At 68.7% G+C, this 14,297-nt stretch carries 11 protein-coding genes and 1 pseudogene; 9 read left to right on the forward strand and 3 right to left on the reverse strand.

Going from position 1 to position 14,297, the window contains the following annotated elements:
• The first annotated feature begins 33 nt into the window (after positions 1-33).
• The 4 genes from OG963_RS42255 to OG963_RS42270 all read left to right on the forward strand — a co-directional run bounded on the left by OG963_RS42255 (position 34) and on the right by OG963_RS42270 (position 5,770).
• Positions 34-204, forward strand: a complete 171-nt coding sequence (locus OG963_RS42255; protein ID WP_319740540.1) for a hypothetical protein — start codon at positions 34-36, stop codon at positions 202-204.
• 221 nt (positions 205-425) lie between these two features.
• Complete coding sequence (locus OG963_RS42260) at positions 426-4,046, forward strand: S8 family serine peptidase (protein WP_371800188.1); 3,621 nt, start codon at positions 426-428, stop codon at positions 4,044-4,046.
• A gap of 77 nt (positions 4,047-4,123) precedes the next feature.
• The gene (locus OG963_RS42265; protein ID WP_371800189.1) at positions 4,124-4,687 is read left to right on the forward strand and encodes a hypothetical protein; all 564 of its coding nucleotides are present in this window, start codon (positions 4,124-4,126) and stop codon (positions 4,685-4,687) included.
• A gap of 684 nt (positions 4,688-5,371) precedes the next feature.
• Positions 5,372-5,770, forward strand: coding sequence for a nuclear transport factor 2 family protein (locus tag OG963_RS42270; protein ID WP_319740543.1), 399 nt, complete (start codon positions 5,372-5,374; stop codon positions 5,768-5,770).
• Positions 5,771-6,177: 407 nt separating this feature from the next.
• Here OG963_RS42270 and OG963_RS42275 read toward each other — a convergent pair whose 3' ends face one another.
• On the reverse strand, positions 6,178-6,765 hold the full coding sequence (locus OG963_RS42275) for a TetR/AcrR family transcriptional regulator (RefSeq protein WP_371800190.1): 588 nt from the start codon (positions 6,763-6,765) through the stop codon (positions 6,178-6,180).
• Positions 6,766-7,280: 515 nt separating this feature from the next.
• Between OG963_RS42275 and OG963_RS42280 the strand changes: the two genes are divergently transcribed.
• Together OG963_RS42280 and OG963_RS42285 are read left to right on the forward strand one after the other, a co-directional pair.
• Positions 7,281-7,655, forward strand: a complete 375-nt coding sequence (locus tag OG963_RS42280; protein ID WP_371800191.1) for a DUF4440 domain-containing protein — start codon at positions 7,281-7,283, stop codon at positions 7,653-7,655.
• A 100-nt stretch (positions 7,656-7,755) separates the two neighbouring features.
• A complete protein-coding gene (locus tag OG963_RS42285) occupies positions 7,756-7,908 on the forward strand; it encodes a hypothetical protein (RefSeq protein ID WP_362275461.1) in 153 nt (50 codons plus the stop codon).
• A gap of 549 nt (positions 7,909-8,457) precedes the next feature.
• Here the strand turns inward: OG963_RS42285 and OG963_RS42290 are convergent.
• Positions 8,458-9,373 (reverse strand): annotated as a pseudogene (locus tag OG963_RS42290) (aminoglycoside phosphotransferase family protein).
• 674 nt (positions 9,374-10,047) lie between these two features.
• Between OG963_RS42290 and OG963_RS42295 the strand changes: the two are divergent.
• From OG963_RS42295 to OG963_RS42305, 3 genes are all read left to right on the forward strand, one after another.
• Positions 10,048-10,170: a ribosomal protein bL36 gene (locus OG963_RS42295; protein WP_327128840.1), complete on the forward strand. Its 123-nt coding sequence runs from the start codon at positions 10,048-10,050 to the stop codon at positions 10,168-10,170.
• 288 nt (positions 10,171-10,458) lie between these two features.
• On the forward strand, positions 10,459-10,731 hold the full coding sequence (locus OG963_RS42300) for a hypothetical protein (protein ID WP_371800192.1): 273 nt from the start codon (positions 10,459-10,461) through the stop codon (positions 10,729-10,731).
• 654 nt (positions 10,732-11,385) lie between these two features.
• Positions 11,386-11,946, forward strand: a complete 561-nt coding sequence (locus tag OG963_RS42305) for a hypothetical protein (RefSeq protein WP_371800193.1) — start codon at positions 11,386-11,388, stop codon at positions 11,944-11,946.
• A 919-nt stretch (positions 11,947-12,865) separates the two neighbouring features.
• On the opposite strand, the gene OG963_RS42310 is transcribed toward OG963_RS42305, so the two are convergent.
• Positions 12,866-14,026, reverse strand: coding sequence for an FAD-dependent oxidoreductase (locus OG963_RS42310; RefSeq protein ID WP_371800194.1), 1,161 nt, complete (start codon positions 14,024-14,026; stop codon positions 12,866-12,868).
• Positions 14,027-14,297: the final 271 nt, after the last annotated feature.

Here is a 14,297-nt window from a genome sequence, read left to right on the forward strand (position 1 = left end):
GCCGGAACCCGGCTCGATTGCACACTCGTGCCCATGTTGCCCGCAGAACCGCTGACGCCCGAACCGGCAGATGGCCCGGCCGTTTCGGCATGCCGTGCGAAGGACGAACCGGTACCGGCAGGACCGCAGGCCGGCCCGGCAGACGCCCCGACCACCGAGGACGCGGGTGATGCCGCCGCTGTCGGCGAGTACGAACCGCTCTAGCGCGGAGGCCCAGGTCAGACCGTGATCGCCGGTGGCACGAGGCGCCACCCGACCCAGTCCGCTGGAGAGGGCAAGGGGCCCTCGCGCGTACCGGGAATCCGATCGCCGACGTTCTGCACGCCTCCACGTCGAACATCCCCCGATATTCCACTCATTCATTCACAGGAGACCCATAGATGAGGCGAAGCGCAAGGAAGCGTCTCGGTAGACGCTTGGGCGCGGTGACCGTTGGTCTGACCGTCTTCGGGATGGTCGCGTCCACCACGGCGACATACGCTGCCGAGCCGACCCGGCAGATGCCGCTTTCCGGTGTCGTACAGACGAAGAGCCCGACGGTGATCGCCGACCACGACCTGGCGCGGATCGTCTCCGCGTCCGGCGGGTCCGTCCCGGTGACCCTGATAACCGGCGACAAGGTGCACGTCGGCGTCGACGACCACGGCAAGCCGGTTGTCCGCGACATCGAGAGCGCGGCGCGGCCCGATGGACCGCCGGTCGCATTCCACACCATCACCCGCCAGGGCCAGATGTACCTCGTGCCCGACGACGCCCTCGCGATGGTCGGCAAGGGACTGCTCGACTGGGGTCTCTTCGACCTGACCCAGCTGGTGACGCTCGTCGCGGCGGGCAAGGGAGACGCGGTGCCGGTGCTCGTCACCTACACCGACGCGGCCGGGGCCGACAAGACGCGGAAGGTCGCCGGGGCGACGGGCGGAAGGTCGCTCCCGAGCATCAACGGCCGCTCGATGAACATCGCCGACAGCGGACGGTGGTGGCAGGGGGTACGGGGCAAGACGGACTCCAAGTCCGCCGCCGCCCGGTCCGCCGGCTCCCTGGCCGGGGTCAAGAAGGTCTGGCTCAACGGCCTTTCCAAGGTCGACCTCGAGCAGTCGGTGCCGCAGATCGGCGCGCCTGTCGCCTGGGAACGCGGCTACGACGGCACCGGCGTGACCGTGGCGGTGCTGGACACCGGTATCGACGCCACCCACCCGGACGTGTCCGGAAGCATCGCCGGGCAGGTCGACTTCACCGGCAGTCCCACGGGCGCCAAGGACGGGCACGGACACGGCACCCATGTGGCGTCCACGGTCCTCGGCAGCGGCGCCGCGTCCAAGGGGCTGCGCAAGGGAGTCGCCCCCGGGGCCAAGCTCCTGGTCGGCAAGGTCTGCGACGACAAGGGGCAGTGCCCCGACGACGGGATCATCGCGGCCATGGACTGGGCCGCCCACTCGGGGGCCAAGGTCGTCAACATGAGCCTCGGCGGTGAGCCCACCGACGGCACCGACCCGATGAGCCAGGCGCTCAATGAGCTCAGCCGCGCCACCGGGACCCTGTTCGTGGTCGCGGCCGGGAACTCCGGCTTCGTCCCCCAGAAGGTCGTCGCTCCGGGCTCCGCCGACGATGCCCTGACCGTGGCGGCCGTCGACAAGAACGGCGAGATGGCCGACTTCTCCAACCGCGGACCACGGATCGGGGACGGCGCCGCCAAGCCGGACATCGCGGCTCCGGGCGTCGACATCGTCGCGGCACGCGCCGCAGGCACGACCATGGGCACGCCGGTCGACCAGTACTACACCTCGGCCGACGGGACCTCGATGGCCACACCCCACGTGGCCGGCGCCGCAGCCATCGTCGCCCAGCAGCATCCGGAGCTGACCGGTCAGCAGATCAAGGCGCTGCTGATGGACACCGCCACGGACCTGGGGCACGACATGTACGCCCAGGGCACCGGCCGAGTGGACCTCGCGACCGCGACCAATCCGCGGATCGTCCCGAAGGGGAACCTGAACTTCGGCCGCCTGGCCTTCCCGCACTCGCCGGTGACGAAGAAGATCACGTACACCAACCGCGGCGACGAGCCGCTCACGTTGCATCTCACGATGCCGGTCTCCTTCGCTGACGGCCGGCCTGCTGCGGCCGGCCTGTTCACCCTCGGTGCGGACAAGGTGGTCGTCCCGGCCAACGGGTCCGCCGAGGTATCGGTGACGCTCGACGGCAGGGTGCTCGGCAGCGCCGACGGGGCTTTCGGCGGCTACAACGGGCTGCTGACCGCCCGGGACGATGCGGGCGCGGTGCGGCTGAGCTCGGGGATCCACACCTTCCTCGAAGCCCAGAAGTTCCCGCTGACCCTGAACGTCGTCGCGCCGGCGGGTGCCACCGAAGTCCGTTACGGCACCGCCACGTTCATGCCGGTCGACAACAAAGTCCACCTGCACGCGGGCCCGGTGGTCGAATCCGGTACGGACACCATGACCAAGTCGCTCTTCCGTGGCACCTATGCGGTGCAGATGCCCGTCAGCTGGCGGGACGCGGCCGGCGAGTGGCAGCAAGCCGCCCCGATGACACCGGAGGTGAGCCTCACCAAGGCGACCACGGTGACGCTGGACCTGCGCAAGGCCAAGCCGCTGCGCGTGCAGTACCCGGAGTCCACCGAAACCTACAACGCGACGGACGTCGTCGACCGGGTCTCTGCGACCGGGGCATGGGGGATGAGCACCACGCTCTCGGCCGACTACAAGGCCGGCGAGCCGAACTGGTGGGTGCTGTCCACGGGCAAGGTGAGTGAGGGCACCTTCACTCACGACTTCTACAGCTCGCGAACGACTCCCGTCGTCACCATGCAGGCCATCGGCGGCGGTGCCCCCTCCAGCCTCTCGGCCCGCTATGTGACTCCGGACGCCGCGCTCACCGAGACGCAGATGTGGCTGAACGACGACGGGGATCCGAGCTTCCGCGAAGCCGCGATTCCGGTTCCCCGGCTGCCGATCAAGGGACACCTGCCGGTGGTCCACGCGGGCACCGGATCCGCCGCCGAACTCGCAGACGTCGACGCCCGGGGCAAGCTCGTACTCCTGACACCGACCGACATCTGCCAGGACACCTGCGACTTCACGAAGCTCCGGGACGAGCGGGTGGCTGCCGCTGCCGCGGCCGGCGCCGTCGGCGTGCTGGTCGCGGCGCCGGGCCTCACCTCGCTGGGACGCCCCTCGACGTTGGACCAGTGTGCGGACGGCCCGCAGAGCTGCCCGGCGGTCCAGCGGTACGCCGCACTGCCCATCGTGACCGTGCCCTACGCTCAGGCCGAAGGCCTGATCAAGCGGATCAAGGCCGACCGGTCGCACGTCGGGATCAGTCTCGGCGGCAGCGTCGTGCCGAGGGCGTACGCCGCCAGGTACCACGACGACGGACAGATCCGGCCGAACGCCTACCAGGTCGAGAAGGGCGATCTCGACCGGGTCGACCTCTCCTTCCACGCGGCACGGCCCGGGGAGGTCCACCAGCTGAGCTGGATGCAGCAATTCCGGGCCACCCCCACCACGTCACAGGTGTCTCTGCCGCACCCTTCCACGCGGCAGACCATGACCACCTTCGTCAAGCGGCAGGACGACGCGATCAGCCGGTTCACCGCCTCCTGGGCCGACCACGGAGCGGACTCCTTCCTGGCGCACAACCGCACCGAGGTGAACGACATGGTCCTCACCGGCAGGAACCAGATCCACTGGAACGCGGGGCCGGCCGTACCGGGGGCCGTGCCGCAGGTGCGGACCAAGTCCGGCTTCACGGTCAAGGCCGGACCGTGCTCGGGGTGCCGACAGGGCGACACCTTCTACCCCACGGTCTATCTGACGGGCAGTGGCGGCGGCCGCCAGGCGCTGATCGGCATCGTCGACGACGAGCTCATCTCGCACGACTTCGCCGATGTCCCGGCCTGCGGGCCGGTTGCCTCGCCCACCCTGCCGAACCTCGACTCCACCTGCGACTTCAGGCTGCTGAACGCGTCCGGTGACGAAATCGAGCGTCGCACGGAGCACCTCGCCGACTTCAGCTACGCGACCCAGTGAAGGCACTCGAAACCGCTAAGGAGACCAACACGATGAACACCGGTGTGCCATCGGCACGGCGCCGCAGGGGGGCCCTCATGGTGCTCGCAGCCGCAGGGATGCTGGCGCTCTCCGGCTGTAAGGGCGGTGACCTCGTCTCCTACGACCTGCCGGCGAAGTCGGCCCGGTACACGTTCGAGGCGAAGACCAACGACGTCAGGACGGTGTGGGAGTACACCTCCGCCAAGCCGGCCAAGGGTGACGCCCCGGAGTTGAGCCCGTGCATGGGTGACGTGGTCGGCAGCAACAAGGAGGCGTGCCGGCCGGAGCCGCTCATCTTCCTGCGCTACGACTTCGATCTCGCCCTGGACAACACCGCCAAGGCCGGGGAAACCCACGAGATCACCGTCGTCGGCTACTACCAGGAGCGCATCACCACCGCGCCCGAGGTGAGCTCCTTGAAGGCGGAGACCAGCTTCGACGGGGGCAGGACCTGGCGCCCGGCGACCACCAGGGCAACCGGAAGGAGCACCTTCACCACGACGATCAAGAACCCTCGGCGGGACCAGGCCGCCAAGGGCGTCGGGCTGCGGATCAGCGCGACCGACAGCGAGGGCAACACTGTGAGGCAGACCCTCCCCACGGCGTACACGCTGCGCTGACAGGTGCCGCCGCAAGCGGCGAACCGACCGTAAGGTCACAGGCCGGGGCGAGGCTGAGTTCTCGCCCCGGCCGTCCGCGCTCCCTGGACGGGCCAGGGGCCGGTGACCGGGAATGTGCGACGAGTCGGATGGGCTGAACGCCCGAGGCGGTTTGCAGTCCTGGGGTCGTCGAGCCGGCGCCGTACCCGGATGCGGCATCGGTGCTTGTGTCGACAAGGCGGCGGCCAAGGCGGACGGGCGCTCGGAGGATGCCCGTCTGCTCGATGGCGCCCCCGCCCCATCCTCGCGGTCAGGGCAGCGAACCTGCTGCACCGGTCGCGACCAGCGGGGAGCGAGGGGCCCTGGAGCCGCCACTCCGTATGTCCCCACGCCGGCCGCCCTCGGCTACGAGAACGCCGACGACGGCTTCCGCCACCCGGTCTTGAGGCTCCAAGAGCCGTCCCGCATCGTGCGCCCTCGATCACCGGGTTGCCAACGGTCCCTGTGGGAGGTGTCACCCTCCGAAGTTGTTGACCTAGCGGTCCATATCTCCTTTAGTTGACCGTGCGGTCCAAAACGTTTCGGGGCGTCGCCGCCGCCCCTTCTTATTCCGTGTGTGTCGTTCCCGCGCTGCAGATGCGGCGTGCGGTTCTGTGCACTCCCCGGGATTACTAGCCCCTATCCCCGCTTCGGAGGGTACTGATCATGACCACGCGTGACACCGTTGAGCGATTCTTCGGCCTACTGGCCGGAGGGGACCCGGACAAGGTCGCAGAGGTCTTCGCCGACGACATCGACTGGTATGTCCCCGGATCGGAGTCCCTCCCTTGGACCGGGCGGCGCTCCAAGGGCAGCGAGGTGGCCGACTATCTGCGGACGCTGGGGTCGAACATCGTTCCCGAGAAGAACGTCGACGAGGTCGAAGCGCTACTCGTCGACGGTGACCGCGCGGTCATGCTCGGGCACTTCACGCGTGTCGCGAAGAGCACGGGCAGGACGTACCGCATGCCCGTAGCCATGTACTTCCAGGTAGCGGGCGACAAGATCGTCAAGTTGTACCTGTACGAGGACACGCTCAAGGTCGCCCAGGCGTACTCCGAGTGATCGGACCAGGCACGTCGAATTGACGCGGCAAGGCGGGGGCGGTGCCTGACGCACCGCAGCAATTCGCCCGGACGGTCACGTGTGGTGGCTGCCGACCACGCGTCGGGCGATGATGCGATCGCAGCTTCTGTCCGACTTGGCTGCCCTCTTCAACCGGGCATGGCCTTTACGAAAGCCATTGCGGAAGACCTTGGACACCCGGGAACCGCGCTGCGGGCCGCCCAGCAGCTGGCGCTACGACAGCAGTGCCGACCCGACAGGCCAGGCCGCTCGACAGCGGGCTGCCGCGGTGGGTGCTGCCGAGGAAGGGCGTCGTTCCAATCCCCCTGGGGCTGGTGTTTGCCAGTCATCGCCGACGGGATTGAATGCACCGCAATCGCGCCTCGCGTCGACTCGGCTGTTGTGAGTCAGGGCCGGGGAAGGTTCAACAGCGCGGAACGGCCGATCTGTACGAGGGCCGAGGTATCCATGTCGGTCTTGGCGAGGAACTCGATGCCTTGCAGAACCGCGAGCAGTAGGTTGCCCACCTCCTGTGGATCGGCACCTGTGGCCAAAACACCCTCGCGTTGCGCATCCTTCACGCAAGCAGCCAGAAGGTCCTGTATCTCCTGATACGTTGCCCGGGCCCGGGAGACTACTTCGGACTCCTGGCCGTGTAGTTCGGAGGTGCTGTTGGCGAGGAAGCAGCCGCGCCGACAGGGGTCGTTCGCGTAACCGGCGGCGGCGCCGTCGAGGAGGCGGCCCAAGCGCTCCAGCCCCGAACCCGGTCCGGCGAGTATCTGCCGGACGCTGTCGAGCTGCTCGTTGCGGTAGTCGTCGAGTGTGCGCAGGAAAAGCTGACGCTTGTCGCCGAACGCCCCGTACAGACTTCCCTTGCCCAGTCCGGTGGCCGACATGAGGTCGTCCATCGATGTGGCCGAGTAGCCCCGGTTCCAGAACTGTTCGCGCGCGTCTTGCAGAACCTGCTTCTCGTCAAAGCTTCGGGGACGCGCCATGTGTCCACGGTAAGGGTTCTTGACCTTTCAGTCCACATACGAGGCGATCGAGGGTTTCGGTTGGGTGCCTGCCGGCTGCCGCGCACGGCTGATGACGTGGCGCACCGTGGAGTCCTGGAATTGGTGCGCCCTGCGTGCCGGTGGTGCACCCCGGCGGTCGGCGCCGAGGGGCTGTACCGATCGCCCGCTCTTGTCCCGACACCCCCACGGCGCCCGGGACAAGGCCCTGGTGCTCACCGGTTTCCACTATGCCTTGCGCCCTCAGGATCCCGCCGGACCGCTGACCGGCGACATCACCTTGCACCCGCGTGGCCTGGTCATCGCGGTGCTCACCCGCAAGACCAGCACTCGGAACGCAACGCGAAGCTCGCCTATGCGCAGGACCGGAGGCCTGCCCGGTACAGGCCTGGACAGACACCCTCATAGGCATCGTCGCATGCGGCGTCATCATCGCCGGCTTCGTCCATAGCCCCCTGCCACTTGTCGCGCCGCGAGAGGAAGAAGAGGACCAGCCCATGCCTGAACCCACTGCCGCGCTCACTGAGTTCATCCGCATCTACGAGCAGGCCACCAACAGCCACGACATCACCCGGCTTGTCCCGCTGATCGCTCGCGATGCCGTCTACTGGTTCTCCGACGGATCGCATCGCGGCCGCGAAGCCGTCCTCTCCGCTATCTCCAAGACCTTCGCCACCATCCGTGATGAGATCTACCGGATCGACGACCTGGAGTGGATCGCCCACGGCAATGACCACGCGGTATGCCGCTACCGGTTCACCTGGACCGGAGCCATCGACGGCCAGCCGCGATCAGGAAGCGGCCGCGGCACCAACGTGCTCGTCAGTAACGCCGGAACCTGGCAGATGCTCCACGAACACCTCAGCGCATAACCAGGCGGCAGTACCGATCCACCGGAATTGACAATTACTCGCCGGCGCGCACCGCCGGCAGCGGTGCGGCGAAGAGCCGCGCGTCCACGTCCGGGAGTACATGGCCGGCACCTCCCGCCACAACGGCGGCATGCGCTCGATCAGCGCCGCGTTCCGGATGACCGAACCGACCGACGCCGGGGCGATGGAGTGGATGACCGCGACCATGCGCCACGCACTGCGCTGGGGCGGTTTGCCCCCGATCCCAGCCTGACGACCGCAGGCCCTCGGGGAAGCTTGCCCGCCCTGGCCTGTTTGGACGCCGGAGGGGCCGGTCGGGGGTCGCACCCAAGGGCGGCTGGACAGTCCGAGTAGCCACACCTGGGCACTCCACCGCTGGGGGCGCTGGAGTTCCGTTGGGCCGGGGATCCAGCTGCTCCGGACACCCAGGGTGGGTGGATCGGTCACGCCGTGACGTGTGGTTCGGCCGATGGCTTCGATCAGATCGGTCACACGTTCGGTCGCCGGTCACGGCCGCGGAATGACCGGTCACGCGTGCCGGGCAAGCCCGACAGGACCCTGGGCAAGCTCACCGTGCGGCAGGCTTGCCCAGTCCTGGAACACGGTGGCCAGGACGCGACGTCAGCGACGACGGTGTCCCACGTTTCCGCTCGTCGACTGGTCTGCCGCCGACCGGCTTGCCTGGGCCTGCCCCTCACTGCGCCGTGTTTCCACCGTCGGGCCGAGGGGCGCGCACCGTGGGGGAGGGGGTGTCCTGTGACAGCGAGCCTTGAGTGTTTGTCATCGAAGTTTGAGGGCGTGATCAGCGGCGGGCCGTTGCGATGAGGCGTCGCAGCGTGGCGTGGGCGGGTGGGCCCCAGGTGGGCTTGCCGCGGGGGCGGCCGTGAACGTCGGCATCTCCGATGAGGATGCAGGCGAGGGCCTTCCGCCGCCCAGCCGCGGGCGCGACGCAGGGTCGCTGCGTCCGGGGGTCGGCTCGTAGGCCCCATAGAAGCGGTCGGTGGCGCCGTCCGGAAGCAGGATCCATGCGGCAGCGAGGTCGCAGGCGGGATCACCTGCAAAGAGATCACCGAAGTCGATCACACCGCAGAAGGTGCCGTCCGCAGTGAGAACGTTGGCCGGATGCAGGTCGCCGTGGAGCCACAGCGCAGGGCCCGCCCAGTCGGGCGCCGCGGTGGCTCTTCCCAGACCGGGCGGACGCCGTCCGGGTCGGGCACCAGTCGCAGCTCCGTGGCCGAGGCGAGCATCTTGCCGAACCCCTCGGCACTGTCGGTCAGCGGTCCTCCGCGGTCACGACCGTCCGGCGCCCCGCTGGGAGCGGGTCGATGCAGAGCCGTCAGGAAGGCGGCCAAGGTATCGGCTGCCTCCACAGCGTGCGTGGCGGGGGCGCGGTCGGCGGGCTTGCCCGGCACCCAGGTGGTGACGATCCAGGGCCGCGGAAACCGTTCGGAGGGCTCACCGAGGCGCTGCGGGACAGGCACGGGCAGCGGAAGGTGCGGGGCGAGATCGGGCAGCCAGGCGTGTTCCTTGCGCAGCAGCGCGTCCGCGGTCTGCGTCGCCCAGGGCAACCGGACGGCGAGGTCGTCGCCGAGCCGCCACAGCTGGTTGTCCCAACCACGCGCGCCGAGCTTCAAGGGGTGATCGGTCGGGTCAGGGTGCTGGTCGCGCCGCAGGTCCCGGACCAACTCCGCCGTGATCTCGATGTCGGTGTGGGTCATGCGGGGCAACGGTAGCCGGACGGTGATCCGCCGTTTGTGACGCCCAGTACTCCGTGCCGCTCCACTCTCGATGGCGCGAACTCACGATCATCAACCTTCGATCGGCCCGGCTCGGGAATCCACAGCCGGTACGTCAGTGGGGTGAGCCGTGCGCGGATGGGCTGGTGAAGCGCTACCTGCCGTAAGTTCGCCACGGCCGCGCGGAACTGCACCGCCTTGAAGCTGGTGTTCCAGGTCGGCCTGCGGGTGAGCGGGGTTGTCCAGTGTGTTCTCCGCACCCGCCCGGCCTGTGGCGGAATGAGCGGGAATGGAGTGGTCGGGTCGGCTGTTACACCTCACATAGCTGGCATGATCGGGTCAATCCCGCTGTGTTGGTGGGAGGAGGACTTCATGGCGCGTAGTGGTGTGCGACCCGTCGTCACGCTCAGGTCGTCATTCGGGACCGTGGCGTGGACGTCGCCTTCCTGACGCGTTCGGCCGCGGACCCGGCCAGGTCGATTGAGTGGGAGGACGGCAACACCTGTCCGGAGACCGGCGTCGGGATCACGTCGGCAGCCCACCCGTTCCGCACCGGGACTTTGGGGGTCGTCGCCCCTACGGCCGCGGGGCATTCGCCCACTACTGAAGCAACAGGCCGGCGTCCGGACAGGATCCGGCACGAGGAAAGCAGAGTTATGAAGGTACGTAAGTCGCTGCGCTCGTTGAAGTCCATGCCGGGGGCACAGATAGTCCGCCGGCGGGGCGTGGCCTTTGTGATCAACAAGAAGAATCCGCGCTACAAGGCCCGCCAGGGCTGACGGCGCAGAGGGAAGCCGGCGGCCCGGCCCGGCCCGCGCAGCGCGCGGGCCGGGCCACACGTCTCTGGATGAGGTGGCGTGCCGTTGCCAGGCGGATGAGATCCGGCCGGAGGACCTACCGATGATTGCTGCCGAGGCACTCGCGGCAGGGCTGGACACCCCGATGTTGCGCGAGCTTGCCGGTCTGCCTCGCAACGCGGATACCCGCGATATCCGCGACCTCGCAACGCGGATACCCGCGATATCCGCGACGCGTTCACGCAAGCACTCTCCGAGGCCGGAATCGAGTTGCCTGATCCGGGCCTGGCACGGCGCCACGCGCTGCGTCGGCTGGCGGCGAGGCTGATCAACGGGGAAATCGATCCCGCCGACCTGGCGACGGATGACTGGTGGGAGACGGAGGTCGAAACCGTTGAGGAGCAATCGTTCGTAGGGCTGATCCCGCAATGTGGGTGCTGCATTGAGTACACGTTGGGGTCTGACCAGCGGACGTGGGCGGCCGAGCTGCGGATCGCCGCGCTCGCCCTGACATCGTCTCCGCCGATCGGCCCCGGCTGCTGAATCTGCCCTGACGGCATGCTCCCCATCAAAGGCGTGTACGAGCCAAGCAGACTTCACCGAAGTCGCTGTTCGGCGGCTTGGTTCAGCAGGGCCCGTGCGGAGTCCGCATAGCGGATGGCGGTCTTCTCGTCGATGCCGAAGACGAGCGCGAGGTGAATCGGGTCGGCGTCGTGAGGCAGGGCCTCTTCGAGCTGTCGGTCGACGCGGAGCCGTTCCAGGGTGGCGGTGAGGTTGCGGGTGGTTCGGGTGGTCCAGAGCCTGCCGGCCGGGCCGAGCCCGACCGGCCGTGAGGCCGCCGAGTAATTCCTCTGGCGGGTTAAGAGGCTTCCTCTTGCTTCAGGTCGGAGGAGTGCACGCGCTCGAGGTTGACGCCCGCGACCAGGGTCAGGTGGCAGAGGGACGTCAGCGTCACCACGGTCCTGGTTGGCCAGCTCGCCAGTGTCTGAGGAACGTCATCGCGAGGCGAGGGGCAGGCGATCGGCATCCCTGCTGTCGCCGCCGACACCGCGATGACCGGGGCGAGGCGTAGTGGTCGTCGGCGCAAGAGAGACCGTTGAAGGCTTGAGCAAAGGGGCCGTGCGGGCAGACCATGAACTCGGGCTGGCCAGGCAGCGGTTGGGGTGCGGGGTCGGCCGAGGGGCGAGGGGAGACATTATGCGGCACCGGCCGTTCTTTCGTTGGGTACTGACGCTCGGCGTTTTGGTGAGCGCTGTCCCCGTCGCGCGACTGTTCAAGGAAGTGTCGGTCAGTCGGGCGGTGCGGGATGTGGAGGCGGCCGGCGCCCGCACCGCGCGCGATGTACTCGACGCCGGAGTGTCGGGTCTGGGGCACATGGACATGGACCGCAGCTCGGCCGAACACGCCCACACCGCCGCCCGCCGTCTCGCCGACAACATGGAGGCCACCCTGTCGGTGCGCGTCGATCCTGTCGCCCCCGGACCGCCCACTGTCGCCCTGCTCGTCGCGCTGCAAGTCCTGCTGGATGCCGGGGCCGAGGTCCACCAGACCGCACGCGCCGGCGAGGAACTCGCCGGCGAGTTCGAACGGGTCCTCACTGAGGCCGAACCCGCATCCGGGTACTTGAGCATGCTGCGCGTGCCAGACGACCGGAACCTCGGCCTGTCAGCACGGGCGGACTTCGAGAGCCGCACCAGTCAGTACTACGGATTGCTGGCGCAGGTCGTGGACTCAGAGAACGCCCTTGCAGATCACTGACCCAACCGGGCAACGCCGCGGAAGCGCTGTCTTCGACTGGCACCTCCGACCTCGGTGCCACCGTGACCTCCTGGCCCTCCTCGGCCTCCAACGCGCCCGCGTAATCTCGCTCCGCAGTGAACAACTGTTCCCGGCCGAGCGGGCCGTTCGCCAGCTCAGCCTCGGCACTCGGGACGACAAAGCATGCGACCTTGAAGCCGCCCTCGATCGGGCCTGCGGCCGCTACGGATCCGCGTTGGCGGAGCCGCAACTGCCCCTCGCCACACGGCATAGAGCGAAGGGGGCTGCGGACAAGCGGAGGGCCGATTGGGCTGACGAGTATCCGAGCGCCGTTCGTATGCCGTGATGTTGCGGTGCAGCAGGTGCTCGACGACACCCCCACCGCACAGGAACCGGGCAACTGGGCCGCCAGGACCCGTGTCCAGGGCAGGGGGAAGGGATGCGTGCGTCGTGCGCATCGTTTCCCCTCGGTCACAGCGTTGGGCGCGGCGTGCGCAGGGAAACTTCGGACGCGGGGCTACGTGTGTGGGCCGTACCCGCACTCCCGCCGACCCGTACGCAGTGAAGTGAAAGGAAACCCCACAAGTCGTCTGGCAATGCGCGCCGGCCATGCGGTGAGAACAGCCATCGGTCAGAGAAGCCACAGATGATTCCTGGGCAGACGGCGCCGTCGCCGGGTGCGTACTTGGTCCGGTTGTGACCGCCGGAACACCGACGGCCGGCAACCGCTAGCGGCGTTCTTGGGACCGGCCTCGGCCAGGTCGCTCACCACGGAGGCAACCCCAGGACGTACCCGCGCACGGAGGGGCCGGTCGATCTGCCCTGCGGGTCCTGGGGGCACCAGAGGCAACGCTATTCGCGCCGGGACAGTCCGGGGGCGAGGGACCGGCGGACTGGACCATGCGCTCGCGCTCGGCAATCAGGAAGACTGGACCTCGTCGAAGAGAGCGAGGGCTTCGGAGGGGTCCGTGCTCACGAGGCGTTCCAGACCAGCCATCGTGATGTTCGCCCACTTGCCGGCCCGTGCCCACATCTGTTCCTCGAAGGCGCGGACGGCCTCGTCCAGATCTCCAGGGCCGGGGGCCGCGGCAATGGACTCGGCGAGTTCGGCGCCTTCCAGCATCGCGAGGTTCGCGCCGGCCCCCAATGGGGGCATCAGGTGGGCGGCGTCGCCCAGTAGCGTCACCCCGGAGACGTGGGCCCAGGTGTGGGACACGGGAAGGGCGTAGAGGGGGCGGTGGACGAAAGCTGTGCCGTGGCGGAGGAGGTCGAGGACGGGAGCGGCCCAGCCGTCGAACAGAGCCAGCAGGCTTGATCGCACGGCCTCGACGTCGGCCAGGCCAAGGCCCGCGTGCTGGTTGAGGCCCACATGCCGGTCCGGGGTCGTGTGCCAGTCCAGTGGGACGCGGAACTGGGCGTATACCTTGACGTGGCCGCCGCTGTTGCGCTGGGCGACGAGCGCGCGGTTCACGCCGTACACGGCCACGGAACCGTCGCCGACCAGCCGGGCGAGGTCGGGGTGGCGGGTGTCCACGTCGTCCAGTGAGGTCTCGACCAAGGTGACGCCGGTGTACTGCGGCGTCGCGGACGAGACCGCCGGGCGGACCCGGGACCATGCACCGTCCGCGCCGATCACGAGGTCGAACGTCTCCCGTCGCCCGTGCGCGAAATTGACCAGCACGCCATCCCGGCTCTCCGGCACCACCTCCGTCACGACGCGCCCCCACTGAACGTCCAGGGGCCCGAGCAACAGGTCACGGAGTTGCCCGCGGTCGATTTCGGGGTTGGCCCGGTCACCCGGACGAGGTTGCCAGTCGCGGAGGACGGTCCCGTCCGCGTCCAGGATGCGCATGGCCTGCCCCTCGGGACGGGACAGCGCCTGGAACTCCGCCAGCACCCCCGCCTTCTCCAGCGCCAGCTGGCCCAGCCCCTCGTGCAGGTCCAGCGTGCCGCCCGCTGGGCGGGCGTCGCGGGCGGGATCGCGTTCGAGGACGGTGACAGGGTGACCATGACGGTGCAGGACGCGGGCGAAGGTAAGGCCGGCGGGGCCGCTGCCGATCACGGCGATACGGGGTCTCATGTCGATACAACGTACGGCCCCTCACCAAGCCGGTCCCGCCCCGTCACCGAACCGAGACGAGGGCGTGAACCAGCGGATGGATGTTTCGCTTCATGCTCAGTTGCGGGGCAGTAGGGCGCGTGGTCGTACGGGGCAGCCGAGGAGTTGGAACACGAGCAGCGGTTCCCGGTGGTCGACACCGACAGACACGAGCACCAACAGCCTTCGCCGACGCCCCAGACCTCCAGGACACCCTCCTCAGCACCGACTTCAGAGGTGAACGAGGTGAGGA

The organism is Streptomyces sp. NBC_01707 (assembly GCF_041438805.1).
Classification (GTDB): domain Bacteria; phylum Actinomycetota; class Actinomycetes; order Streptomycetales; family Streptomycetaceae; genus Streptomyces.